The organism is Nocardia sp. FDAARGOS_372, assembly GCF_002554515.1.
GTDB lineage: Bacteria > Actinomycetota > Actinomycetes > Mycobacteriales > Mycobacteriaceae > Nocardia > Nocardia farcinica.
In genome coordinates this window covers 2,834,529-2,859,141 of record NZ_PDDW01000001.1, presented here as the reverse complement: position 1 = coordinate 2,859,141, position 24,613 = coordinate 2,834,529, and the positions used below count along the sequence as shown (strand labels likewise).

Below are 24,613 nucleotides of genomic sequence, written 5' to 3'. Positions count from 1 at the left end.
CCGCGCGGTCCGGTCGCCGTGAACGGGAAGGTGTGTGGGTGTACCTGGGTGCACTGGAGTTCGACATCCTGCTCGGCGACGTGCACTCGTTGAAGGAGAAGCGGTCGGTCATCCGGCCGGTGCTCGCCGAGTTGCAGCGCTTCGGGGTGAGTGTGGCCGAGGCCGGGGAACACGACCGGTACCGGCGCACGCTGCTGGGCGTGGGCATGGTCAGCCCGGACATGAGCCATTTGACGGCCGTGCTCGACAAATGCGAGCGGCACGTCGCGGCGCGCCCGGAGCTAGAGTTGCTGGCAGTACGCCGCCGCGTCTTCGGACCCGAGGACTAGACGGTTTTTCATCGATAGTGAGGAGGGACAGCCGTGGTGGATCAAGCCAGGGCACGCCGACTCGCGAAGCGGATTTCGGAGATCGTGGCCACCGCCATCGAGTACGAAGTGAAGGATCCGCGGCTGCGTTTCGTGACGATCACCGACGCGAAGGTCACCGGTGATCTGCGCGAGGCGACCGTGTACTACACGGTCATGGGCGAGACCATCGACGCCGAACCCGATTACGACGCCGCGGCGGCCGGCTTGGCCAAGGCCAAGGGGGTGCTGCGGTCGAAGGTGGGCGCGGGCACCGGGGTGAAGTTCACCCCGTCGCTGGCGTTCGTGCTGGACAAGGTGCCCGACGCCGCGCGGGAGATGGAGGAGCTGTTGGCCAGGGCGCGCGCCGCGGACGCCGAGGTGGCGCGCGTGGCCGCGGAGGCCAGGCACGCGGGCGAGCCGGACCCGTACAAGACCGATCGCGACGACGCCGAGTGACGCGCCGCCGATGACGACCAGCGGTCCCGGCGTCGGAGCGGATTCCGCTGCGGCGCAAGCCTCTTCGGACGGTTCGCCGGACATGCTCGGCGCGGCGCTGCGTGCCGCCGTCACCGCGCTGGCGGCGGCGGGCTCGGTCACCGTGGTCAGTCACGTGCAGCCCGACGCCGACACCGTCGGCAGCGCGCTGGCACTGGCGACGGTGCTGCGCAGGCGCGGCGTGGCCGTGCGGGCGGCGTTCGCCGAGCCCGCCGAACTCCCCGCCAGCATGGCGACCCTGCCCGGCGCCGACCTGCTGGTGCCGCCCGCCGAGGTGCCGGACACCGCCGATGTGCTCGTCGCGGTGGACTGCGCCAGCGCGAGCCGGATGGGTGCGCTCGCCGACCGGCTCGCGGGCGCGGCGACCACCGTGGTGATCGATCACCACCGGTCCAACACCCGCTTCGGTGCGATCAACGTCGTCGACCCCGGCGCCGAGTCGACCGCGGGACTCGTCGCGCGGTTGCTCGACGTGTGGGGTGAGCCGATCGACGCCCCCGTCGCGCACTGTCTCTACGCCGGGCTGGTCACCGACACCGGCTCGTTCCGCTGGGTCCGCCCCGGCACCCACGAGCTGGCCGAACGGCTGCTCGCGACCGGGATCGACGGCCCCGAGATCGCTCGCACACTGCTCGACACCCACCCCTTCGCCTGGCTGCCGATGCTGGCCAGGGTGCTGTCCACCGCGCGCCTGGAACCGGGCGTGCGCGGCGGGGTCGGGCTCGCGTACGCGTTCGTGCACCGGGCCGATCTCACCGACGTGCGTTCGGAGGAGGTGGAGAGCGTCATCGACATCGTCCGCACCACCGCCGAGGCGGGCATCGCCGCGGTCTTCAAGGAGTCGCGCGCACAGTCGGGCCGGTGGACGGTGTCGCTGCGCTCCCGGGATTCGGGGCCGGGCGCCGACGACGGCGTCGACGTCGCCGCGGTGGCCACCGCGCTCGGCGGTGGCGGGCACCGGTACGCCGCCGGGTACACCGCCGAGGGCAGCCCCGAGGAGATCGTCGGGGCGCTGGTGCGGGCGCTCGGGTGAGCGCGGACCCGGCCGCCGCGGGACCCCGGCGCATCCTGGGTCTGGCCCTGCCCACGCTGGGCGTGCTCGTCGCCGAGCCGCTGTATCTGCTGTTCGATCTGGCCGTGGTGGGCAGACTGGGCGCGCTGGCGCTGGCCGGGCTCGCGGTCGGCGGGCTGATCCTGGCGCAGGTGAGCACGCAGCTGACCTTCCTCTCCTACGGCACCACCGCCCGCTCGGCGCGGCGGCACGGCGCCGGTGACCGGCCCGGCGCGGTGGCCGAGGGCGTCCAGGCCACCTGGCTGGCCGTCGCGGTCGGTGGACTGATCCTGGTGGTGATGCAGGCCGCGGCCGGGCCGGTCACCGCCGCCATTTCCGGTGGTGGCGACATCGCCGCCGAGGCGCTGCCGTGGCTGCGGATCGCCTTGTTCGGCGTGCCGTTGATCCTCATCGCGATGGCGGGCAACGGCTGGCTGCGCGGGGTGCAGGACACCCGGCGGCCGCTGGTGTTCGTGGTGTGCGGGCTCGGGCTGTCCGCGGTGCTGTGCCCGGTACTGGTCCACGGGCTGCTCGGCGCGCCGCGTCTGGAACTGGCGGGTTCGGCGGTGGCCAATGTCGCGGGGCAGACGGTGACGGCGGCCCTGTTCGTCACGGCGGTGGTGCGGGAACGGGTGCCGCTCACCCCGCACTGGTCGGTGATGCGCGCGCAACTCGTGCTCGGGCGTGACCTGATCCTGCGCAGCCTGTCCTTCCAGGCGTGCTTCGTCTCCGCGGCGGCGGTGGCGGCCCGCTTCGGCGCGGCCTCGGTGGCCGCCCACCAACTGGTGCTGCAACTGTGGAGCTTCCTCGCGCTGACCCTCGACGCGCTGGCCATCGCGGCCCAGACCCTGGTCGGCGCGGCGCTGGGCGGCGGTGACGCCACGGGCGCGCGCCGGCTGGCCGGGCGCATCACGCGGTGGTCGGAGCTGTTCGCGCTGGCGCTGGCGGCGGTGTTCGCCGCGGGCTACACGGTGATCCCGGCCCTGTTCACCACCGATGCGGCGGTGCTGGAGCGCACCCAGGTGGCGTGGTGGTTCTTCGTCGCGCTGATCCCGGTCGCGGGTGTCGTGTTCGCGCTCGACGGGGTGCTGCTCGGCGCGGGCGACGCCGCCTTCCTACGCACGGCCACGCTCGCGGCGGCGCTGCTGGGCTTCCTGCCCGCGATCTGGTTGTCGCTGGCCTTCGACTGGGGGATCGCCGGGATCTGGTCCGGGCTGGCCGCGTTCATGGTGTTGCGGCTGGCGGCGGTGAGCCGGCGGACGATGTCGGGGAAGTGGGCGACGGTCGGCAGCGAGGTGCCCCACGGCGCCGCCGTGGCCGCCGAGTAGCCGGAAAAACCGGCGGCGGCCCCGTGATCACTCGGTAGGATCGCGGCTGTGCAGTGACCGATCGCGCGTGACACACCTACGGCGCCGCGAGCCTCGTCGGCGTCGAATCGTGCTGTCCGCGATCGCCTTCCACCGCACCGTCGACGATCGGATACTCCATGACCGACGAACAATTCCGTGATCACGTCGCCGAGCGCCTGGCCGCGCTGCCCGGTGTGCTGGCGGTGACCCTGGGCGGTTCCCGCGCCCAGGGCACCGCTCGCCCGGACAGCGACTGGGACTTCGGCATCTACTACCGCGGCGACTTCCGCCCCGAGCACCTGCGGGCGATCGGCTGGCCCGGCGAGGTCTCCGAGCTCGGCGCCTGGGGCGGTGGCGTCTTCAACGGGGGCGCCTGGCTCACCGTCGAGGGCCGCCACGTGGATGTGCACTACCGCGACCTCGACGTGGTCGAGCGCGAACTCGAGCGGGCCCGGGCCGGGCACTTCCACTGGGAGCCGCTGATGTTCCATCTCGCGGGCATTCCGAGCTACCTGCTGCCGGCCGAACTCGCCGTCAACCAGGTCCTGTCCGGCGAGCTGCCGCGCCCGGACTACCCGCCCGCGCTGCGCGAATCCGCGCCGCCGATCTGGCGGGACCGGGCCGCGCTCACCCTGCGGTACGCGCGCGGCGCCTACCTCCCGCGCGCCCAGGTCACCGAATTCGCGGCCGCGCTCGCCACCGCCGCGATGTACACCGCGCACGCGATCCTGGCCGAACGCGGGGAGTGGGTGACCAACGAGAAGCGGCTGCTGGCGCGGGCCGGCCTGCGCGACATCGACGCCGTCGTCGCCGAACTGCGACCGCAACCCGGGGTGCTCGGCCACGCGCTGGCCCGGGCCGAAACCCTGCTCGGTATCGACTCCTGAGCCGTGCTCGCGCACCCCGCGGTGGGCCGCCGCCGCGGGGTGCGCACCGCCGCCTGCCGCCGGGCGCTCGGACCCGCCGACCCGCGCCGGACACGCCGTCTACCTGTACAGACACCATTTCTGGTGTATCGATTCGCGGTGGTGACGCCGATAACGTCAGCAGAGGCCCGCAGCCCGGCCCGGGTGCGGCGCGACGTGTCGAAGGGGAGTGGGAGATGACGGACAAAGGGTACGACGAACGGCCGTTGACCTTGGCGCCGATCCTCGGCGCCGGATTCGCGCTGTGGCTGGCTCGCAGCGTGCGCGACCGGGTGCGGCCCCGCACCGGCGGCACCCCCGGCCGGGTGGTACCCGACCACGAGAACCTGGAACTGGCCGAGGTTTTCGATCGCAAGACGCCGGTGGTGATCCGCGACGTCGCCACCGCGTGGCCGGTGTTCGAGGACTACCAGCCGCAGCGGCTGCGCGAGAAGTACCGCACCGAGAAGGTCTACGCGCTCACCAGCACCACCAACGTCTTCACCCAGGAGACCTCGCCGGTGGAACTGCTCGAGTACGGCGACGTGATGGACGCGGTATTCGACACGCCGCGCCCGGACAAGAAGTACTACTCGCGCGCGGCGGCCAATCCGAAGCCGCTGGCCGAGCAGCTGCCCGCGACCGTCGGCGGGCGCACCCAGAGCACGGCCGCCAGCAGCGTGTGGATGGGCCAGTCCGGCAACCTGACTCCGCTGCACAACGACCCCTGGCACGGTCTGCTGATCCAGTTGCACGGGCGCAAGCGGGTGCGGCTGTTCCCGCCGAACGAGTACCACAACGTCTACGGCATCGTCCCGCGCAGGGTGAACGATCCCTACACCCGGCTGCCCGACCAGTTCGACCCCGACACCGCCGATTACCCGCGGCTGCGCCGGGCCACCAGCTACGACGTGGTGCTCGACGCCGGCGACGTGCTCTACATCCCGATGTTCTGGTGGCACCAGGTCGAATCGCTGGACGCCTCGATCTCGTATGTGGCGCGGTACAACCCGAAGTACTTCGAGTTCATGCGGGCGGCGTTCTTCCCGATGGCGATGCGCGGGCTGCTGCGGATCGTGGCGGGGGTGACCGGCCGGTTCCGGCGCGCGGCCTGAGATCCGCGCACGGCGGTTGTCGATAACGATAATCATCCTTGGCAAGATGGGATGATGCTCGAGCAGTCGACCGTGCGCCGCGCGCGGTTCCGGGTCTCCTCCACGCACGTTCTCGCCCTGCTCGTCGTCGCCGGGATCCTCTGGCAGGCGCCGCTGGCCGCGGCGGTGGACGCGCACGTGCGCCTGCGCACCGGGTTGACGATGTTCGTCGGGGTCTTCGTGCAGGCCGTGCCGTTCCTGGTTCTCGGCGTGCTCGTGAGCGGGCTGATCGCCGCGTTCGTGTCACCGCTGGTGTTGCGGAAGATCCTGCCGCGCAACGAGACCGCGGCCATCGGCGTGGGCGGGCTGGCCGGAATCGCGCTGCCCGGTTGTGAATGCGGCGTGGTGCCGGTGGCGCGCAGGCTGATCGACCAAGGGGCGCCGGGATCGGTGGCGCTGGCCTTCCTGCTGTCCGCGCCCGCGATCAATCCGGTCGTGCTGGTATCGACCGCGGTCGCCTTTCCCGGTGAGCCGGGGATGGTCGGCGCCCGCTTCGCGGGATCGCTGGCGACCGCGCTGATGATGGGTCTGCTGTGGTCGCGCTTCGGCAGCGCGCACTGGCTGCTGCCCACCGGACGCGGCGCGAGCTGCGCGGTGGGGCGGACGCGCGCGGAGGTGTTCGCCGAGGCCGCCCGGCACGATTTCCTGCAGGCCGCCGCGTTCCTCGTGCTCGGCGCGGCCACCGCCGCCGTCCTGCACGTGCTGGTGCCGCCGCACTGGTACGAGCAGTTGGCCGGGCAGATCCTGCTCGCGATCCTGGTGCTGGCGGTGCTCGCGGTGGTGCTGGCGTTGTGTTCGGAGGCCGACGCGTTCGTGGCGGCGAGCATGTCGTCGCTGCCGCTACTGCCCAGGCTGGTGTTCCTCGTGGTCGGACCGGCGGTGGACGTCAAGCTGTTCGCCATGCAGGCGGGCACCTTCGGCCGCCGGTTCGCGCTGTGGTTCTCCCCGCTGACGTTCGTGGTCGCCCTCGTCTGCGCCACCCTGGCGGGCCTGGCGTTCCTCGGCGGTGTGCGATGAGACGGGAGACGCAGAACCTGCTGCTGGTGCTCGTCGGAATCGCGGTGTTGCGCATCGTCTTCGACGACACCTACCTGCGCTACGTCAAGGCCGGCCTGTTTCCGTTCCTGCTGATCTCCGGCCTCGCGGTGCTGGCGCTGGCCACCGCGGCGATCGTGCGGGACGTGTACCGGGGCGGACCCGGCCACGGGCACGATGACGCCCATGCGCACGGCAGCGGGAAGGTGCACTGGGTGCTGCTGGTGCCCGCGGCGGCGTTGCTGCTGGTCACCCCGCCCGCGCTGGGCGCCGACGCCGCGGTGACGAGTGCGCCGCTGCGTCCGCGGTCGCTGTCGGCGGAGACCGAATCGCGGGTCAGGCCGTTTCCGCCGCTGCCCGACGGGCCTGCGCCGTTCGTGACGATCACCGACCTGGTCAACCGGGCGAACTTCGACGCGCTCGGCTCGCTCGACGGCCGGGAGGTCACCGTCAGCGGGTTCGTGCTGCACGGCCGCGCCGGCGGCCTGGATCTGGCCCGCGTGGTGATCAGCTGCTGCGTGGCCGACGCGCGCTACGTGCGCGTCCATCTCGCGGGGGTGCCCGAGCCGCTCGCCGAGGACACCTGGCTCGAGGTGCGGGGCGTGGTCGAAACCGGCAGTGCCCGAAGCGATCCCGAACTCGCGCCGACGCTCGTCGTGCACGGGCACCGGCGGATCGAGCGGCCGGAGAACTCCTACGAACAGGTGCGCTGAGGTCGTGGGCGGGCCGGGCACGGCCGGGCCCGCGCGGGCGGACCGTCGGTCACGGGCGCGGTCGTGCCGGCCGCTCGAGGGTCACGTCGTCGGCCGGTGGCGGCGCACGACGACGGCGGCCGGACGCACCGAGCGGTCCTCGACGAGCAGGCCGGGGGAGAGCAGCGCCTCGACGGTGCGGTCGGCCGCCGGGTCGGCGACGTCGACGACGTCGGCGGCCTCCATCGTGCGCGCGTCGAAGGGCGTGTCCGGTCCGGGCGTGACCAGGGTGGCGCCGCGACCGGTGAGCAGGCGTTCGAGGCGGCCGGCAAGTGCGGTGAAGGCGGTGCGGTCGCGGTCGGATTCGGCGGTGCGGGCGCAGGTCACGGTATCGCCGTGCAGGGCGAAGAGTTCGGTCAGCAGCGGCAGGTCCGCGCGATCGCGGCGTGCCCGCGCCCTGGCCTCGTCGGCCATGCGCTCCAGCGTGGCGGCCTGTCGGGCGACCACCCGGGACAGATCCTCCACCCGCTCGGCCAGCGCCGCGAGCGCCGCGGCGGCCGGTTCGGCGGCGCCGGTGGCCTCCTGCGGTCTCGCGGGGGCGGATTCGCCCTGGTCGGGACTGCTGTCGCGGGGGCGGTCGGCCCGCTGCGCCGGTTCCGTCATGGGGGCACCATAGCCCGGCCGGGCGAATCGGTCCGAGCGGCAGCCGGATTCACCGGCCGATGCGCGCGAGGGCGTCGCGGGGTGCTGCTAGCATCACCACGCATGGGGGTCTTCGGCATCGACCTGGGCACGACCAACTCGGCAATCGCACGGATCGACGCCGACGGTCGACCCGACGTACTCACGGGCCTGCACGGCGAACCGACGGTGCCGTCGGTCGTCCTCTTCGCCTCGCCCTTCGACCATCTCGTCGGGGAAGGCGCGCGTCGTCAGGCCCGGCTCGACCCCGAGCACGTGTGCGCGCTGGTGAAACGCCGCATGGGCGACGCGGACTGGCGGTTCGCCGCGCACGGCCAGCTGTGGTCGGCGCCGGCGGTCTCCGCGCTGATTCTCGAGAGCCTCGCCGCCGACGCCGAGTTCGCCTGCGGCGAGCCGGTGCGGCGCGCGGTGATCACGGTGCCCGCCTACTTCGGCGACGAGGAACGCAAGGCCACCATCCAGGCGGGCACCTACGCGGGCTTCGACGTCGCCGGGGTGCTGTCGGAGCCCATCGCGGCGGCATTCTCCTACGGGTTCGGCAGACTCGACGGCAGTGTCGACGTCGGTAAGGCAGGCACCAGGGAGACCGTGCTGGTCTACGACCTGGGCGGTGGCACCTTCGACGCCACCGTCATCGAGCTGGCCGACCGCCGTATCTCGGTCCTCGCGGTCGAGGGCGACCACCAGCTCGGCGGCGCCGACTGGGACGAGCGCATCGCCCTGCACCTGTCCCAGCGCTTCTGCGCGGCCAACCCGGACGCCGAGGACCCGCTCGACGATTCGGCCGGATCCCAGATGCTGGTGCTGGCCGCCGAGCGGGCGAAACGCGAACTCAGCGAGGCCGAGAGCACCGAGGTCGTGGTGGCGCACGACGGCGCCCGCGCGGTGGTCACCCTCACCCGCGCCGAGGTGGAGGCGATGACCGCCTCGCTGATGCGCCGCACTCTCGACCTGACCCGCGACTGCCTGGCCGAGGCCGCCAAACGCGGTGTCGCGCGGGTCGACCGGCTGCTGCTGGTCGGCGGGTCGTCGCGGATGCCGATGGTGGCGCGCGAGCTGCGCCGGGAGTTCGGGCTCGACGGCGAACTGCGCGACCCGGATCTGTCGGTGGCCCGCGGCGCGGCGCTCTACGGCGAGAAGCTGGAGATGGAGCGGCTCGTCGTCGCCGACCTGGTCACCCGCGGACGGCTGCGCGACGGCGGCTCGGTGTCGGAAGCCGCGCCGGGCGATCTGGAACAGTCGGTGGCCCGCGTGGCGGCCTCGTTCGGGCAGCCGGTGAGCGTGGTGCGGCGGATGCTCGAGATCCAGGTCGACACCGTGGTCTCGCGCGGTTTCGGCGTGTTGGCGCTCGATTCGCACTACGGCCTGGCCGCCGCCTGGTTGGTCCATCGCAACCAGACCCTGCCGGTGCGGGTGCGCCGCTCGTTCGGCACCGTGCGCGCCGACCAGGACCAGATCGAGCTGACCATCGTCGAACAGCAGGGCCAGGCCGAATCGGTGCGGCCGGAGGACACGAAGGTGCTCGTGGAGGGCCGTATCCGCGGGATCCCGCCCGGCTACCCGGCGGGCAGCGAGGTGCGGGTGACCTTCGAGATGGGCTTCGACGGGGTGCTGCACGTGACCGCCTACCACGTGGAGGCCGACATGCCGCTGACGCTGTCGGCGCAGACCGGTGCCACGCTCTCGCAGGCCGATGTCGCTCGCGAACTCGAGCAGGTGCAGCGTTCCCGGCGGCGCGACAGCTAGCGCCATGCAGCCCTTCGACCCCAACGACTACCGCAAGCGCGTGCTGGCCGCGGTGGAGCGCCGCGGCGGCATGGAGCAGTCCGACCCGTTCGAGCTCTACGACATCCCGCTCGAGGAGGCCGAGCGGCTCACCGACGCGGAGGTGGCGGCCCGGGTCGCCGAGGTGTGGGGATTCTGGCAGCGCCAGCGCGACCACCCCAAATACCGGGTGCTGGTCGGCGTGCTCGTCGACAATCACGAGCGGCTGTCCTACCTGCTGCTGGACGAGTCCGCCCGGCGTGCCGAGGCGCTGCGCATCCGGCGCGAGCGCCAGGAGCGCGACGCCGAACGGTTCGCCATGCTCGACGCCGCCGTCGAGCGGCTGGTGCAGCGCTACGGCGGCGTGCCCGCGGGCAAGGTGGCCGGTCTCGAGGAGATCGGCGCCATGAGCGGATTGAGCGCGGCCGAGGTCGCCGAACGGCTGCGCGGGCATCCGGTGGTGGCCGACGAACCGCGCGCCGAGCCCGCGGCCGCCGCGACGGTCCTCACCGAGCACCGCCGCGCGGAGATCCGCCGATTGCTCGACGAGTGGGCGCGGCTGGTCGACGGCCCGCCCGCCCCGACCCTGCTGGCGTTGCTCGGCCTGGACCCCACCCGCGCCACGGAGACCGCGGAGATCCGCTTGCGCGCGGAGGCATTGCGGGCCCGTGCCCGCGAGCTGCCGCCCGGACGGATGCGCGTGGTGCTCGACGAGCTGCTGGTCCACGTCCGGGATCTGGTGGAGCCGGGCGGCCCGGTCACCGATGCGTACGTGGCCGCGGTGGTGGCCGAGGTGGCCGAGCGGCTGCGGCCCAAGGTGCGGGCCGCGGTGCTGGTGGAGGACCGGCTGGCCGGGGAGGACTACGACTTCCTGCTGGAGGAGGCGATCGAGCACGGGCTCGACCGGGCCGGCGCCGCCGCCCTGCTCGCCGATCTGGCCCGCGAACTCGGCGCCCAGGTGGAGGCGACGCCCGTGCACGCCGGTGCCGCCCCGCCGCGGCCGGGATGGGCCGACACCGCACCGCCGCCGCGGCAGGCCGTCAACGCCTGGATGGAACCGTTGAAGGCGGCCCGTGCGGCGTTGCGCGAAGGACGCCCGCAGGAGGCGGCCAGGCACATCGCCGACGCCCGCATGCTCGACGTCCACCGGGACGGCACCACCCAGATCCGCTCGGTCGCCGACGACGTCGAACGCGTGCTCGCCGAAGCCGCCGCGCAGTGGCGTTCGGCCGCCACCGCCCGCGCGGGCGCCCGCTATGGCGAGGTGCTGGCGCTGGTCGAGCAGTTGCGCCGCATCGCCCGCGACGTGCCGCCGCCCACCGGCTACGACGTCGGACTCGACGCCCTGGGCCGGGAGGCCGCCGACGCCGTCGCCGAGGCGGACCGGCTCGTCGCCGCCGCCTCCGCCGCGGCCCCGCTCGAACGGGCCCGCCTGCTGAGCCAGGCGCTCACCCGCTGCGCCGACCACGGCCCCGCCGCGGCGGAACTGGCCCGCACCCCCGTGCCCGCCCCACACGACGTCCGCACCAGCCGCCTGCCGAACGGCTCGGTGCTGATCCGCTGGTCGCCCCCCACCACCGAACCGGCGGACTACCGCGTCACCCGGCAGCAACCGGACGGCTCGTGGCGCGTGGTCGGCCGCACCCGCACCACCGAACTCGAAGACGGCGCCGCCCCCGCCGACACCATGCCGGTCTACGCCGTCGCCACCGCCCTCGCCGGCCGCTACTCCGAGCCCGCCCGCTCGGACGCGGAGGCACAGCCGCGCGCCACCGCGCCGGATCACGCCGCCGCTGGGCCGACCACACCGTCCCGCGCCGCCGGCACGCCGCACCCGCCCGACCCTGCGCTCCCCGACGACCCCGTGCCCGGCGGCATCCCCGTCGTCACCAATCCGCGCGAACACGGCGGCCGACTGGTGTTCGACTGGCCCGCCGGTGTCACCGAGGTGATGGTGGTCGTCCGTGGCGACCGGGCGCCGCTCACCCACGACGAGCCGGGCGTCCGCGCGTGGAAGGTCACGAACATGCGCTACGAACTCGACGGTGGCGTCGCGATTCCCGCGGATCTCCCGCGTCCCTGCCACGTCGCGATCGCCTCCTGCCGCCGCGAGGCCGACGGCCGCCTGCGCGTCGCGCCCGGTTTCGCCCCCGCCGCGCGGCTGCGGTGGAGTCACCGGTCCTGAACTCCGGCGACCGGCGGGCGGGCATGGCGCGTGCGCCGGTGCGGCGCGTCATGTGACAAGGTGGGTCGAGTGATACCCAAGTTGATGGCGGTGAGCGACATCCACGTCGGGCACCAGGGCAATCGGCCCGTGGTCGAGCAGATCCGGCCCGATTCGCCGGAGGACTGGCTGATCGTGGCCGGGGACGTGGGGGAGAAGACCGACGACATCCGCTGGGCGCTGCGCCTGCTGCGCGAACGCTTCGCCAAGGTGATCTGGGTGCCGGGCAACCACGAACTGTGGACCACGGCCAAGGACCCGGTGCAGATGCACGGCGTCGCCCGCTACGACTACCTGGTGTCGCTGTGCCGCGACCTGGACGTGGTGACCCCGGAGGACCCGTTTCCGGTGTGGCGCGGCCCGGGCAGCGAGGAGCACGGCGGCGCGGTGACCCTGGTCCCGATGTTCCTGCTCTACGACTATTCGTTCCTGCCCGAGGGCGCCACCGGCAAGGCCGACGGCCTCGCCATCGCCCGTTCCCGCAACGTCGTCGCCACCGACGAGTTCCTGCTCTCACCCGATCCGTATCTCACCCGCGACGCCTGGTGCCATGACCGCCTGCAGGTGACGCAGCGGCGCCTCGAAGCGCTGCCCTCGGGCACCCCGCTGGTGCTGATCAACCACTTCCCGCTCGTTCGCGAACCCACCGATGTGCTGTTCTACCCGGAGTTCGCGCTCTGGTGTGGGACGACCCGCACCGCCGACTGGCACACCCGCTACAACGTGCTGTGCTCGGTCTACGGGCATCTGCACATTCCGCGCACCTCCTACTACGACGGTGTCCGCTTCGAGGAGGTCTCCCTCGGCTACCCGCGCGAATGGCAACGGCGCGGCCTGCCCGACCGCCTGCTGCGCCAGATCCTGCCCGCGCCGGAGTACCCGCCCGGCACGCTGAACAAGTGGGGCGGCCACTTCCGACTCACCCCCGAGATGGAGGCGGCGGCAGCGGAGATGCGCGCCAAGGCACAGCGCAGGCGCGGACTGTGAGGCGGCCGTCGATTGTCGGGAAGCGCTCGGTTCGCCCGCGGGGGAGGGTCGCCCGGCTCGGCTAGGCTCGCATCCGATGATCGAGAACATTCTGCCCAGCGGGGTGGCCGCTGCCGAGCTGCTGGAGTACCCGGAGGATCTGAAGCCGCACCCGGCCGAGGAACATCTGATCGCCCAGTCGGTGGAGAAGCGCCGTCGCGACTTCATCGGTGCCAGGCACTGCGCGCGCCTGGCGCTGCGTGAACTCGGCGAGCCGCCGGTGGCGATCGGCAAGGGGGAGCGGGGCGCGCCGGTGTGGCCGCGCGGCATCGTCGGCAGCCTCACCCACTGCGACGGCTACCGGGCCGCGGCGCTGGCGCACAAGATCCGGTTCCGCTCGGTCGGTATCGACGCCGAGCCGCACGGCCCGCTGCCCGACGGCGTGCTCGACTCGGTGAGCCTGCCGCAGGAGCGGGAGTGGCTGCGCCGCACCGATTCCGGCCTGCACCTGGACCGGCTGCTGTTCTGCGCCAAGGAAGCCACCTACAAGGCATGGTTCCCGCTCACCGGGCGCTGGCTCGGCTTCGAGGACGCGCACATCACCTTCACCGTCGAGGAGGACGGCGCGGGCGGCGGTTCGGGCACCTTTCACACCGATCTGCTGGTGCCGGGCCAGACCACCGACGGTGGCCTGCCGCTGACCTCGTTCGACGGACGCTGGCTGATCGCCGACGGGCTGATCCTGACCGCGATCGTGCACGACTGATGGGCGAGCGCAGCGCACCGACGCGCCGCGTCGACCCGCTCGGCGGGCTGCTCGTCGTCGACAAGGACGGCGGCATGACCAGCCACGACGTCGTCGCGCGCTGCCGGAAGATCCTGGGCACCAGGAAGATCGGGCACGCGGGCACCCTCGACCCGATGGCCACCGGCGTGCTGGTGCTCGGCGTGGAGCGGGCCACCAAGCTGCTCGGGCTGCTCACCCTCACCACCAAGGCCTACACCGCGACCATCCGCCTCGGCAGTGCCACCACCACCGACGACGCCGAGGGCGAGGTGCTCACCACCGTCCCCGCGGGCCACCTCGGCGACGCCGAGATCGCCGCGGGGGTGGCGGCGCTGACCGGCGACATCCAGCAGGTGCCCGCCACCGTCAGCGCGATCAAGATCGGCGGCGAGCGCGCGTACGCCCGCCACCGCGCGGGGGAGCAGGTCGAGTTGGCCGCGCGGCCGGTCACGGTGTCGCGCTTCGAGATCCTGGCTCGCCGCGACGTCGCCGGATTCGTCGACCTCGACGTGGTGGTGGAGTGCTCCTCGGGTACCTACGTGCGGGCACTGGCCCGAGATCTGGGTGCGGCGCTCGGTGTCGGCGGCCACCTGACGGCGCTGCGCCGCACCCGGGTGGGCCCGTTCACCCTCGACCACGCCCGCACGCTCGACGCGCTCGCCGACGAGCCTCGGCTGAACCTCGACATGGACGAGGCCGTGCGAATCGCCTTCCCGCACCGGGAGATCGACGCCCGCGAGGCGGAGTCGCTGCGCGACGGCCGCTGGCTCGACCCGGTCGGCATCCCCGGTGTGTACGCCGCCCTGACCGCCGACGGCACCGCCATCGCGCTGCTCGAGGAGAAGGGCAAGCGCGCCTCGCCGGTGTTCGTGGTGCGCCCGCGCGGTCTGGTGGACTGACCGCGACTGGTGGCTGCGTCGGATCTCCTCGGCGGGGCCGGACCGGCCCGGCCGCGCCCGGTCGCCGTCGGCCTAGTGGGTGAGCCAGATGGCCTCGGCCGCGGGACGGCCCAGGTCGACGGCGCCCTCGGAGCCGCCGATCCGCACCGCGATGGTGCCCGCGAAGTCGCGGCGCTCCACCACCTCGATGACGGTGTCCAGCGCGACGCCGACCGCGTCGAAGTAGCGCAGCATGTCCGGGTCGGAGTCGGAGATGCGGGCCACCCGGCCGGACTGGCCGGCCTCGAAATCGCTGAGCTGGCGCGCGGGCGGGGTGGGCACATCCCCGTCGACCGAGGGAATCGGGTCGCCGTGCGGATCGCGGTCGGGGTACCCGAGCTTGGCGTCGATGCGGGCCATCAGCAGCTCCGAGACCGCGTGCTCGAGCACCTCGGCCTCGTCGTGCACCTCGTCCCAGCCGTAGCCGAGCTCGTTCACCAGGAACGTCTCGATCAGCCGGTGTCTGCGCACCATCGCCACGGCGGCGCGGCGGCCGTGGTCGGTCAGCGCGATCGAGCCGTAGCGGGCGTGCTCGACCAGCCCCTGATCGGCCAGCTTGCGCACCGCCTCGGACACCGTCGACGCCGACACCCCGATGCGCTCGGCCAGCAGTTTGGTGGAGACCTTCTCCTGCGACCACTCCTGCGCGGTCCAGATGACCTTCAGATAATCCTGGGCGACCGAGGTCAGCTCCGGCGCGGCGGTCGCGGGACCGTCGCCCGCGGCACCTGCGGCGGGATCGTTCAGCTCGCGACGAGTGGCGACATCTCGTTTACCGGGCACATCTGCGAGCTTATGCATTCGGTCGCCGATCCACACATCCCACGACCGTGTTCACCGGCCGTACACCGGGCCGGAAGCGACGTGTGACTTGGGCTGGCCGGAATACTGTTCCCCCCGCGTCTTGCGTAGGCTGCGCGTGTGCAGAGATGGCGAAGTCTCGACGATGTGCCCGCGGACTGGGGTCGGTGTGTGCTCACGATCGGTGTTTTCGACGGGGTGCACCGCGGCCACGCGCAACTGATCAGCAGAGCCGTGAAATCGGCCGCGGCACGGGGTGTTCCCGCCGTGCTGATGACCTTCGACCCGCACCCGATGGAGGTGGTGCGGCCCGGCTCCCATCCCGCGCAGCTGACCACCCTCACCCGCCGGGCCGAACTGGTCGAGGAACTGGGCATCGACGTGTTCTGCGTGATGCCGTTCACCCAGGACTTCATGAAGCTCACCCCCGCCCGCTACGTGCACGACCTGCTGGTCGAGCGGTTGCACGTGGCCGAGGTGGTCGTCGGCGACAACTTCACCTTCGGCAAGAAGGCCGCGGGCACCGTGGACACCATGCGGGAGCTGGGGCAGCGCTTCGGCTTCGAGGTCGACGGGGTCAAGCTGGTCGGCGAACACGCCGTCACGTTCTCCTCCACCTACATCCGCGCCTGCGTCGACGCCGGCGACATGCGCGCGGCCGCCGAAGCGCTGGGCCGCCCGCACCGCGTGGAGGGCGTGGTCGTGCACGGCGACGGCCGCGGCCGCGAACTCGGCTTCCCCACCGCCAACGTGGCGCCGCCGATGTATGCCGCGATTCCCGCCGACGGCGTGTACGCGGGCTGGTTCACCGTGCTCGGGCCGGGGCCGACCATCGGCACCGTGACGCCGGGGGAGCGCGCGATGGCGGCGATCTCGGTCGGCACCAACCCCACCTTCTCCGGCCGCGCCCGAACGGTGGAGGCCTACGTCATCGACGGTCAGGCCGACCTGTACGGCCAGCACGTCGCCGTCGACTTCGTCGAGCACCTGCGCGGCATGGAGAAGTTCGACGGGCTGGACTCGCTGATCGCGGCGATGCGGCGCGACGTGGACAACGCCCGCCGGATCCTCACCGCCTGAGCGGCGCCTAGGGCAGCTCCCGTTCCGGCACCGTCCACCGGTAGATCTGCCCGTCGCGCAACTCCACCGCCACCGGCGGCTCGTCGGTGGGGTTGGCCGCCAGGTGCGCGAGCACCTTGGTGCGGCCGCGGATGGTCTCGCCGTTGTCGGTCCAACGCAGGTAGGGGTGCAGCATGGGGCGCAACGCGGCGTAATCACCGCGGGTGAGCGCGTCGAGCACATCCGCAACGGCCGGGTCCACGCCTTCGATTCCAGCACGCCGCGTGCCCGTGCGTACCGCGATTGGGATCGGCGGGTCCGGCTCCGGTAAAGTGGCTCCTCGGGTTTGCTGCGGTCCGCGGTGGCTGCCCGGCCGGATCACCGGAGAATTCGAGCGCGGAACTGAGAAACAGGAGTGGATGCCCCATGGCGCTGACCACCGAGCAGAAGTCGGCCATCCTGGCCGAGTACGGCCTGCACGAGAAGGACACCGGGTCCCCGGAGGCCCAGATCGCGCTGCTGTCGAAGCGGATCGCCGACATCACCGAGCACCTGAAGAAGCACAAGCACGACCACCACACCCGCCACGGCCTGATGGCGCTGATCGGTCGCCGCAAGCGGCTGTCGAAGTACCTGGCGGACAAGGACATCGAGCGCTACCGCGCCCTGATCGAGCGCCTGGGTCTCCGGCGCTGACCGAGTAGCGGCCCCGCCGCACTCGCTTTCTCCATCCGCCCGAGCCGCCGGCCCCACGCTCCCCACGGAGCGTCGCGCCGGCGGCTCGCGCGGGTTTTCCGGGGTGAATATCGCCCGTTCCGGTGAGCCGGTCGGGCCACAGCCGACGGGGAGACGTAGAATCGGCCCCGTTGGCTATTCGTGTATGAGGGGTGGTTACCTCCCCCGGGCACGAACAACATGTGCACAGCCGTATGCACCCGCCGCGTGGCGTCGGTCTTCGGTAGTGGCCTCTCGAGTGGACATCCGCCCGTCGGGCTTCGATCGATGACCGCCTCCGCGTCGCCGTTTCCAAGGGGGATCGGCCGGGTGTGCGCGTCGTGGCCAGGAGGGCTACCGCGCGACCGTGCCGGGTACGGCTGACGACAGCCGGATCGCGTCCGACGGACGCTCGATCCGGCGAGACGAGAGGTTGAGAGAAGACAATGACGCAGACAAGTGAACGCAAGTCCTCGGCCGTGGAGGTCGAGCCGGGTGTGTTCGAATCGGTCGCGCTGATCGACAACGGCAGCTACGGCACCCGCACGGTGCGGTTCGAGACCGGCAGGCTGGCGCGCCAGGCCGCCGGGTCGGTCGTGGCCTACCTGGACGACGAGACCATGCTCCTGTCGGCCACCACCGCGGGCAAGACCCCGAAGGACCAGTTCGACTTCTTCCCGCTGACGGTCGACGTCGAGGAGCGGATGTACGCCGCGGGCCGCATCCCCGGCTCGTTCTTCCGCCGCGAGGGCCGCCCCTCCACCGACGCGATCCTGACCTGCCGCCTGATCGACCGCCCGCTGCGCCCGTCGTTCGTCGACGGCCTGCGCAACGAGGTCCAGGTCGTGGTCACCGTGCTGAGCCTGGATCCGAAGGATCTCTACGACGTGGTGGCCATCAACGCCGCCTCCGCGTCCACCCAGATCGCGGGCCTGCCGTTCTCCGGCCCGGTCGGCGGCGTGCGCGTCGCCCTGATCCCGGACCAGGGTGCGAACTCCGCGGGCGGTGGCCAGTGGGTGGCGTTCCCGACCGTGGAGCAGCTCGAGGGCGCCGTGTTCGACATGGTGGTCGCGGGCCGGGTCGTGGAATCCGGTGACGTCGCGATCATGATGGTCGAGGCCGAGGCCACCGAGAAGGTCATCGAGCTGGTCGAGGGCGGCGCGCAGGCGCCGACCGAGGCCGTGGTGGCCGAGGGACTCGAGGCGGCCAAGCCGTTCATCGCCCGGCTGTGCCGCGCCCAGCAGGACCTGGCCGAGCTGGCGGCCAAGCCGACCGAGGAGTTCCCGCTCTTCCCGCCCTACGGCCCCGACGTGTACGAGGCCGTCGAAGGCGCGGCCGAGGCCGAGCTGGGCGAGGCGCTGAGCATCGCGGGCAAGCAGGAGCGCGAGGAGAAGATCGACGAGATCAAGCTCGCCGTGCTCGACCGGCTGGCCGAGCAGTTCGCCGGCCGGGAGAAGGAGCTGGGCGCGGCGTTCCGCTCGGTCACCAAGAAGCTGGTCCGTCAGCGCATCCTCACCGACGGTTTCCGCATCGACGGCCGCGGTCTGGCCGACATCCGCGCGCTCTCGGCCGAGGTGGCCGTGGTGCCGCGCGCGCACGGCTCGGCGCTGTTCGAGCGCGGTGAGACCCAGATCCTGGGCGTCACCACGCTGGACATGGTGAAGATGGCGCAGCAGGTCGACTCGCTCGGCCCGGAGACGAGCAAGCGCTACATGCACCACTACAACTTCCCGCCGTTCTCCACCGGTGAGACCGGCCGGGTCGGTTCGCCCAAGCGGCGCGAGATCGGCCACGGCGCGCTGGCCGAGCGGGCGCTGATCCCGGTGCTGCCCAGCCAGGAGGATTTCCCGTACGCGATCCGTCAGGTCTCCGAGGCGCTGGGCTCCAACGGCTCGACCTCGATGGGCTCGGTGTGTGCCTCCACCCTGTCGCTGCTCAACGCCGGTGTGCCGCTCAAGGCGCCGGTCGCGGGCATCGCGATGGGCCTGGTGTCGGACACCGTCACCAACGACAAGGGTGAGCAGGAGGTCCGCTACGTCGCGCTGACCGACATCCTCGGCGCCGAGGACGCCTTCGGCGACATGGACTTCAAGGTCGCAGGCACCCGCGAGTTCGTCACCGCGCTGCAGCTGGACACCAAGCTCGACGGCATCCCCTCGCAGGTGCTCGCCGGTGCGCTGAGCCAGGCGCACGACGCCCGCACCACCATCCTGGACGTGATGGCCGAGGCCATCGCCACCCCGGACGAGATGAGCCCCTACGCTCCGCGCGTCACCGCGATCAAGATCCCGGTCGACAAGATCGGCGAGGTGATCGGGCCCAAGGGCAAGGTCATCAACCAGATCACCGAGGACACCGGCGCCAACATCTCCATCGAGGACGACGGCACCGTGTTCGTCGGCGCGACCGACGGCCCCTCGGCCCAGGCCGCGATCGACGCGATCAACGCCATCGCCAACCCGCAGCTGCCCAAGGTGGGCGAGCGCTTCCTCGGCACGGTCGTCAAGACCACCGCCTTCGGCGCGTTCGTCTCGCTGCTGCCGGGTCGCGACGGTCTGGTGCACATCTCCAAGCTGGGCAACGGCAAGCGCGTCGCCAAGGTCGAGGACGTGGTGAACGTCGGCGACAAGCTGCGCGTGGAGATCGCCGACATCGACAACCGGGGCAAGATCTCGCTGGTCCCGGTCGACGAGAACGCCGACGAGCCCGCGGCGGATGCCGTCGACGCCGGAACCGAGTAGTACTGGTCGGTGTGAGCAAGAAGAAGACGACGACCCCCCTGATCCCGAGCGGGCAGGGGGGTCCGTCACTACGGCAGCGGGTCGACGAGGCGGTGGACTCCGGCGTGCGGCGCACCGTGCTGCCCGGCGGCCTGCGGGTGGTGACCGAGCATGTCCCCGGGGTCCGGTCGGCCTCGATCGGGGTGTGGGTCGGCGTCGGCTCCCGCGACGAGGGCCGCACCGTGGCCGGTGCTGCGCATTTCCTCGAGCATCTGCTGTTCAAGGCGACGCCGACCCGGTCGGCGCTCGACATCGCGCAGGCGATGGACGCCGTCGGCGGTGAACTGAACGCCTTCACCGCCAAGGAACAGACCTGCTACTACGCGCATGTGCTCGACGAGGACCTGCCGCTGGCGGTGGACATGGTCTCCGACGTGGTGCTCAACGGGCTGTGCCGCTCGGCCGACGTGGACGTCGAACGGCAGGTGGTGCTCGAGGAGATCGCCATGCGCGACGACGACCCCGAGGATCTGGTCGGCGACGCCTTCCTGACCGCGCTGTTCGGCGACCATCCGATCGGCCGGCCGGTGATCGGCTCGGTGGAATCCATCGAGTCGATGACCGCCGCCCAGCTGCGTGGCTTCCATCAGCGCCGCTACCGTCCGGACCGGATGGTGGTGGCGGTGGCGGGCAATGTCGAGCACGAGCACACCGTCGAACTGGTGCACCGCGCCTTCGAGAACCGGCTCGATCCGGCGGCGCAGCCCGCGCCGCGGCGGGAGGGCAGGTTCCGTCCGCACGGCGCGCCGGAATTGCAGTGGAGTTTCCGCGACAGCGAGCAGGCGCATCTGGTGTTCGGCGTGCGCGCGTTCGGACGGCACGAGGGGGAGCGGCGCTGGCCGCTGTCGGTGCTGAACACAGTGGTCGGCGGCGGGTTGAGTTCGCGGCTGTTCCAGCGCATCCGGGAGGAGCGCGGGCTGGCCTATTCGGTGTACTCGAGTGTGGACACCTTCGCCGACACCGGCGCGTTCTCGGTGTACATCGGCTGCCAGCCGGAGAACCTGGGCGAGGTGGCGCGGCTGGCGAAGGGCGTGCTCGAGGAGGTCGCCGAACACGGCGTGACCGACGCCGAATGCGCCCGCGCCAAGGGGTCGCTGCGCGGCGGGCTGGTGCTGGGTCTGGAGGATTCGGCTTCCCGGATGAACCGGATCGGCCGCAGCGAACTGAGCTACGGCAACCACCGCAGCGTCTCGGAGACGCTGGCTCGCATCGACGCCGTCACCACCGAGGAGGTGGCCGCCATCGCGCGCACGCTGCTGTCGCGGCCGTTCGGGGTCTCGGTCGCCGGGCCGTACCGGCGCACCCGCGACCTGCCCGCCGCGGTCCGGCGCCTGGTCGCCTGAACCGGGCGGCCGGACTCCGGGTGGGAAGCTCGCTCGCGTGAAATTCCCGGCGTGACCTCTGGGCCGCGTGGTGGTTGCCACCCGGGGCGCGCCGGACTCGCCACAGGAGCGGCGCGCCCGGCGCGATACGGTGGCGCGCGGTATCGGGCGCGGCGAATGATCGTGGCGCGCCCGGAGTTCGGCAGACGAGGAGGCGAAGATGATCGGACGTGGGGGCCGGGCCGTGGGTGCGCTCGCGGTGGTGGCCGTGCTGGCCGGCTGCGGCGGGGCGGACGCGGACAACGCCGCCGCGCAGGGCCCGACCGAGGAGTCGCTGCGCACGGCCGCCGAGCAGATGACCGAGGCGCTGGCCGCGGGCGACTACCCGGGCGCCTATCAGTTCCGGTCCGCGCGGTGCCGGCTCACCCTCGGCCAGGACGCCTACGTCGAGGAGATGACGCAGCGGTACGCGGGCCGGGACCTGAAGGCCGCCGAGCCGGAGATCGCCGTCACGGTGACCGGCACCACCGGCCGGGTCACCGTCCGCCACACCGATGCCCGCGCGAGCGAGGACGAGTCGGCACCGGCCACCTGGACCTATGTCGACGGCAGCTGGCGCTACGACACCTGCTGAGCGGGTGCCCGCCGGTCGTGCGCGCGGTTGGCGGCCGCCACCACCGAGGACAGCAGACCGGGCAGGGCGTCCTCGACCGCTTCGGCGCGCAGGCGCTGACAGGTCTGACCGTCCACGACGAGCCGTTCGATCAGGCCCGCCTCCCGCAGGATCTTGAAGTGATGGGTGGCGGTCGACTTGTTGATCACGTCGTAGAGCGCGCCGCAGCGCACCGCGCTGCCCGCGTTGCTCAGCCGGCGCACCATCTCCAGGCGCACCGGATCCTGGAGCGCGCCGAGGACGGCGGGCAAGGGCGCGACGGGTGGGTGTGATGCGTCGTCCGCGTCGGTCATGAGCTACCTCACCGATGGGTTTGACAACCATCGAACCGGTTGTAGTGTCGTGTTCGATCAACATCAAACTTACCTGATGGGGAGCATCGATGACAGCGACGACGGTGACGGTCGGCGAAGGCCGGTCCGTCCAGCGGTGGGCGTACGCACTGGTGCTGGCCGCCAGCGGGGTGGCGCTCGGGGTGTCCGGCGTGCCCGCCCCGCTGTACGGGATCTACGAGCAGCAATGGCAGCTGTCGCCGTTCACCACGACCGTGGTGTTCGCGGTGTACGCGGTGGCGGCCTTGGCGGCGGTGCTGGTGTCGGGCCGCATCTCCGATGTGGTGGGACGCAAGCCGGTGCTGCTGGGCGCCTTCGGCATCATGATCGCCGGGCTGGTGGTCTTCGTACTGGCCGATTCGGTGCCGATGTTGTTGCTGGCCAGGGCATTACACGGTCTCGCGGTCGGCTCGACGGTGGTCGCGGGTGCGGCGGCGCTGCTGGATCTGCGCCCGCACCGCGGCGCGCGGTCCGGGCAGTTGAGCGGTGTCGCCTTCAACGTCGGGATGGCGGTGGCGATCCTGGGTTCGGCGGTGCTGGCCCAATACGCCCCGCATCCGCTGCGCACCCCCTATGTCGCCATCACCGTGGTGTGCCTCGCGGTCGCGGCCGGGGTCCTGGTGCTGCGGGAGCCGCACGGCCAGCGGGTCGCCGGTCGTATCCGGATCGCGAGACCCGCGGTGCCGCAGGAGATCCGCGCCGACTTCTGGTTCTCGGCGATCGGCGTGATGGCGGCCTGGTCGGTGCTCGGCGTGCTGCTGTCGCTGTACCCATCGCTGGCCGCCCAGCAGACCGGCATCCACAATCTGGTCTTCGGCGGCGCGGTGGTCGCTACCACCGCCCTGTCCGGTGCGACGGCCCAGCTGTTCGCCACCGGCATCCCGGCCCGGCGCGCGGCCATCGTCGGCGACACCGGCATGGCGATCGCGCTGCTGCTGACGGTGCCCGCGCTGGCCACCCACAACTGGGTCGCGGTGCTCGGGGCGGGCCTGGCGCTGGGCGCGACGTTCGGGCTCGGATTCGGCGGGTCGCTGCGGCACCTGTCGGAGGTGGTGCCGCAGCACAAGCGCGGGGAGACCATGTCGGCCTACTACCTGCTCGCCTATTCGGCGATGGCGTTGCCGACGGTCGCGGCCGGGTGGGCGGCGACCACCTGGGGGCTCGGCACGGTGTTCCCGTGGTTCGTCGGACTGGTCGCGGTGGCGTGCCTGGTCGCGGCCGGACTGGGAGTGCGGCGCAACCGGATCGATCGGGAACGCCTCGACGTGGCCTGAGCACACCCGGTGGTGTCCGGCCGCGGGACCGATTCGGCGGGGGCGATGCCCGCCCGCCGGGCCGGGCGGTAGCGTCGGGGGAATGAGGATTCGTGGGGCGGTCCTGGAGCGGATCGCGGCGCCGGCCCCGTTCGCCGAGTCGGCGCCGATCAACGTGTGTGAGCTCGAGCTGGGCGAGCCCGGGCCCGGTGAGTTGCTGGTCCGTATCGAAGCGGCCGGGCTGTGTCATTCGGACCTGTCGGTGGTGGACGGCAACCGGGTGCGGCCGGTGCCGATGCTGCTCGGGCACGAGGCCGCGGGCCGGGTCGAGGCGGTGGGTCCGGGGGACAGCGATGTCGCGGTCGGGCAGCGCGTGGTGATGACGTTCCTGCCGCGCTGCGGTGAGTGCGCGGGCTGTGCCAGCCAGGGCCGGATGCCGTGTGTGCCGGGCAGTGTCGCCAACAACGCCGGGGAGCTGCTTGGTGGCGGTCGCCGGCTGATCCGCGACGGTGCGCCGGTGCATCACCACCTGGGTGTGTCGGCGTTCGCCACGCATGCGGTGGTGGACCGGCGGTCGGTGGTGCCGGTGCCCGACGACGTGCCGCCCGAGGTCGCCGCGGTGTTGGGGTGCGCGGTGCTCACCGGTGGTGGCGCGCTGTTGAATTCGGCGAAGCCGGGTCCGGCGGACCGGATCATGGTGGTCGGGCTGGGCGGTGTCGGCATGGCGGCGGTGCTGGTCGCGGTGTCGTTGGGTGCACCGGAGGTCATCGCGGTGGACACCGTGCCCGAGAAACTGGCGCTGGCACGGGAATTGGGGGCGAGCGCGGCCTACACCCCGGCCGAGGTGGCCGAGCGGGGGATCGTGGCGGAGGTGGTCGTCGAGGCCGCGGGCAATGTGCGCGCCTTCGAGACCGCCGTCGCGGCCACGGCCGCGGGCGGTACCACGGTGACGGTGGGTCTGCCCGCACCCGACGCGCGTGCCAGCATCGCCCCGCTGGGCCTGGTCGCACAGGGCCGGTCCATCGTCGGCAGCTACCTGGGCTCGGCGGTGCCCGCCCGCGACATTCCCGAGTACGTGCGGATGTGGCGCGCGGGCACACTGCCGGTGGAGCGGCTCGTCTCCGCGCACATCGGGCTCGACGAGATCAACCGGGCGATGGACGAACTCGCCGCCGGCCACGCGCTGCGCCAGGTGATCGTCTTCGACTGAGGACGGGGCCGCGCCGGCCCGCGGGCGCCGCTCGATAGGCTTGCCACCACATCGGCG

24 protein-coding genes are annotated in these 24,613 nt (G+C 72.3%); 20 read left to right on the top strand and 4 right to left on the bottom strand.

What is annotated here, in order from left to right; translation table 11 throughout:
- The first annotated feature begins 38 nt into the window (after positions 1-38).
- The 8 genes from CRM89_RS13800 (at position 39) to CRM89_RS13765 (ending at position 7,052) form a co-directional block, all read left to right on the top strand.
- Positions 39-329, top strand: a complete 291-nt coding sequence (locus CRM89_RS13800; protein WP_041561228.1) for a DUF503 domain-containing protein — start codon at positions 39-41, stop codon at positions 327-329.
- A 33-nt stretch (positions 330-362) separates the two neighbouring features.
- Positions 363-806, top strand: coding sequence for a 30S ribosome-binding factor RbfA (gene rbfA, locus CRM89_RS13795; RefSeq protein ID WP_011210598.1), 444 nt, complete (start codon positions 363-365; stop codon positions 804-806).
- Positions 807-816: 10 nt separating this feature from the next.
- A complete protein-coding gene (locus tag CRM89_RS13790) occupies positions 817-1,878 on the top strand; it encodes a bifunctional oligoribonuclease/PAP phosphatase NrnA (RefSeq protein ID WP_098084272.1) in 1,062 nt (353 codons plus the stop codon).
- Positions 1,875-3,224, top strand: coding sequence for an MATE family efflux transporter (locus CRM89_RS13785; protein WP_011210596.1), 1,350 nt, complete (start codon positions 1,875-1,877; stop codon positions 3,222-3,224). Before CRM89_RS13790 ends, CRM89_RS13785 begins: the two co-directional genes overlap by 4 nt.
- A gap of 158 nt (positions 3,225-3,382) precedes the next feature.
- Positions 3,383-4,132: a nucleotidyltransferase domain-containing protein gene (locus CRM89_RS13780; RefSeq protein WP_098084270.1), complete on the top strand. Its 750-nt coding sequence runs from the start codon at positions 3,383-3,385 to the stop codon at positions 4,130-4,132.
- Between the two features lie 215 nt (positions 4,133-4,347).
- Complete coding sequence (locus tag CRM89_RS13775) at positions 4,348-5,265, top strand: cupin-like domain-containing protein (protein WP_098084267.1); 918 nt, start codon at positions 4,348-4,350, stop codon at positions 5,263-5,265.
- Positions 5,266-5,316: 51 nt separating this feature from the next.
- Entirely contained in the window at positions 5,317-6,321 is a 1,005-nt protein-coding gene (locus CRM89_RS13770; RefSeq protein WP_098084264.1) for a permease, read from the top strand.
- Positions 6,318-7,052, top strand: a complete 735-nt coding sequence (locus CRM89_RS13765) for a TIGR03943 family protein (protein ID WP_098084262.1) — start codon at positions 6,318-6,320, stop codon at positions 7,050-7,052. Before CRM89_RS13770 ends, CRM89_RS13765 begins: the two co-directional genes overlap by 4 nt.
- A gap of 81 nt (positions 7,053-7,133) precedes the next feature.
- Here CRM89_RS13765 and CRM89_RS13760 read toward each other — a convergent pair whose 3' ends face one another.
- On the bottom strand, positions 7,134-7,694 hold the full coding sequence (locus CRM89_RS13760; RefSeq protein ID WP_107646870.1) for a nucleotide exchange factor GrpE: 561 nt from the start codon (positions 7,692-7,694) through the stop codon (positions 7,134-7,136).
- Between the two features lie 102 nt (positions 7,695-7,796).
- Between CRM89_RS13760 and CRM89_RS13755 the strand changes: the two genes are divergently transcribed.
- From CRM89_RS13755 to truB, 5 genes are all read left to right on the top strand, one after another.
- Positions 7,797-9,479 (top strand): Hsp70 family protein, encoded by a 1,683-nt coding sequence (locus CRM89_RS13755; protein WP_060594903.1) that lies wholly within the window; start codon positions 7,797-7,799, stop codon positions 9,477-9,479.
- Between the two features lie 4 nt (positions 9,480-9,483).
- A complete protein-coding gene (locus tag CRM89_RS13750) occupies positions 9,484-11,682 on the top strand; it encodes a fibronectin type III domain-containing protein (RefSeq protein WP_098084256.1) in 2,199 nt (732 codons plus the stop codon).
- 69 nt (positions 11,683-11,751) lie between these two features.
- Complete coding sequence (locus tag CRM89_RS13745; protein WP_098084253.1) at positions 11,752-12,708, top strand: metallophosphoesterase; 957 nt, start codon at positions 11,752-11,754, stop codon at positions 12,706-12,708.
- Between the two features lie 76 nt (positions 12,709-12,784).
- Positions 12,785-13,453: a 4'-phosphopantetheinyl transferase Npt gene (npt, locus tag CRM89_RS13740; protein ID WP_060594905.1), complete on the top strand. Its 669-nt coding sequence runs from the start codon at positions 12,785-12,787 to the stop codon at positions 13,451-13,453.
- Entirely contained in the window at positions 13,453-14,373 is a 921-nt protein-coding gene (gene truB / locus CRM89_RS13735) for a tRNA pseudouridine(55) synthase TruB (RefSeq protein WP_098084251.1), read from the top strand. Before npt ends, truB begins: the two co-directional genes overlap by 1 nt.
- 72 nt (positions 14,374-14,445) lie before the next feature.
- Here truB and CRM89_RS13730 read toward each other — a convergent pair whose 3' ends face one another.
- Positions 14,446-15,213 carry a metal-dependent transcriptional regulator gene (locus tag CRM89_RS13730; RefSeq protein WP_011210585.1) on the bottom strand — a complete coding sequence of 256 codons (768 nt, stop codon included), beginning with the start codon at positions 15,211-15,213 and terminating at the stop codon, positions 14,446-14,448.
- A gap of 120 nt (positions 15,214-15,333) precedes the next feature.
- On the opposite strand from CRM89_RS13730, the gene CRM89_RS13725 reads away from it, so the two are divergent.
- Entirely contained in the window at positions 15,334-16,293 is a 960-nt protein-coding gene (locus CRM89_RS13725; RefSeq protein ID WP_011210423.1) for a bifunctional riboflavin kinase/FAD synthetase, read from the top strand.
- Between the two features lie 7 nt (positions 16,294-16,300).
- Here CRM89_RS13725 and CRM89_RS13720 read toward each other — a convergent pair whose 3' ends face one another.
- A complete protein-coding gene (locus CRM89_RS13720) occupies positions 16,301-16,534 on the bottom strand; it encodes a nuclear transport factor 2 family protein (RefSeq protein ID WP_011210422.1) in 234 nt (77 codons plus the stop codon).
- A gap of 164 nt (positions 16,535-16,698) precedes the next feature.
- Between CRM89_RS13720 and rpsO the strand changes: the two genes are divergently transcribed.
- From rpsO to CRM89_RS13700, 4 genes are all read left to right on the top strand, one after another.
- On the top strand, positions 16,699-16,968 hold the full coding sequence (gene rpsO / locus CRM89_RS13715) for a 30S ribosomal protein S15 (protein WP_011210421.1): 270 nt from the start codon (positions 16,699-16,701) through the stop codon (positions 16,966-16,968).
- 464 nt (positions 16,969-17,432) lie between these two features.
- Entirely contained in the window at positions 17,433-19,727 is a 2,295-nt protein-coding gene (locus CRM89_RS13710; RefSeq protein WP_011210420.1) for a polyribonucleotide nucleotidyltransferase, read from the top strand.
- 38 nt (positions 19,728-19,765) lie between these two features.
- Positions 19,766-21,109 (top strand): pitrilysin family protein, encoded by a 1,344-nt coding sequence (locus CRM89_RS13705; protein ID WP_220276237.1) that lies wholly within the window; start codon positions 19,766-19,768, stop codon positions 21,107-21,109.
- A gap of 199 nt (positions 21,110-21,308) precedes the next feature.
- Entirely contained in the window at positions 21,309-21,722 is a 414-nt protein-coding gene (locus CRM89_RS13700; protein WP_127516197.1) for a hypothetical protein, read from the top strand.
- On the opposite strand, the gene CRM89_RS13695 is transcribed toward CRM89_RS13700, so the two are convergent.
- Positions 21,707-22,054, bottom strand: a complete 348-nt coding sequence (locus tag CRM89_RS13695; RefSeq protein WP_011210417.1) for a helix-turn-helix transcriptional regulator — start codon at positions 22,052-22,054, stop codon at positions 21,707-21,709. The genes CRM89_RS13700 and CRM89_RS13695 overlap by 16 nt on opposite strands.
- A gap of 89 nt (positions 22,055-22,143) precedes the next feature.
- Here CRM89_RS13695 and CRM89_RS13690 point away from each other — a divergent pair, with 89 nt between their 5' ends.
- Together CRM89_RS13690 and CRM89_RS13685 are read left to right on the top strand one after the other, a co-directional pair.
- Positions 22,144-23,367, top strand: a complete 1,224-nt coding sequence (locus tag CRM89_RS13690; protein WP_011210416.1) for an MFS transporter — start codon at positions 22,144-22,146, stop codon at positions 23,365-23,367.
- Positions 23,368-23,449: 82 nt separating this feature from the next.
- Positions 23,450-24,556, top strand: coding sequence for an alcohol dehydrogenase catalytic domain-containing protein (locus CRM89_RS13685; RefSeq protein ID WP_011210415.1), 1,107 nt, complete (start codon positions 23,450-23,452; stop codon positions 24,554-24,556).
- Positions 24,557-24,613: the final 57 nt, after the last annotated feature.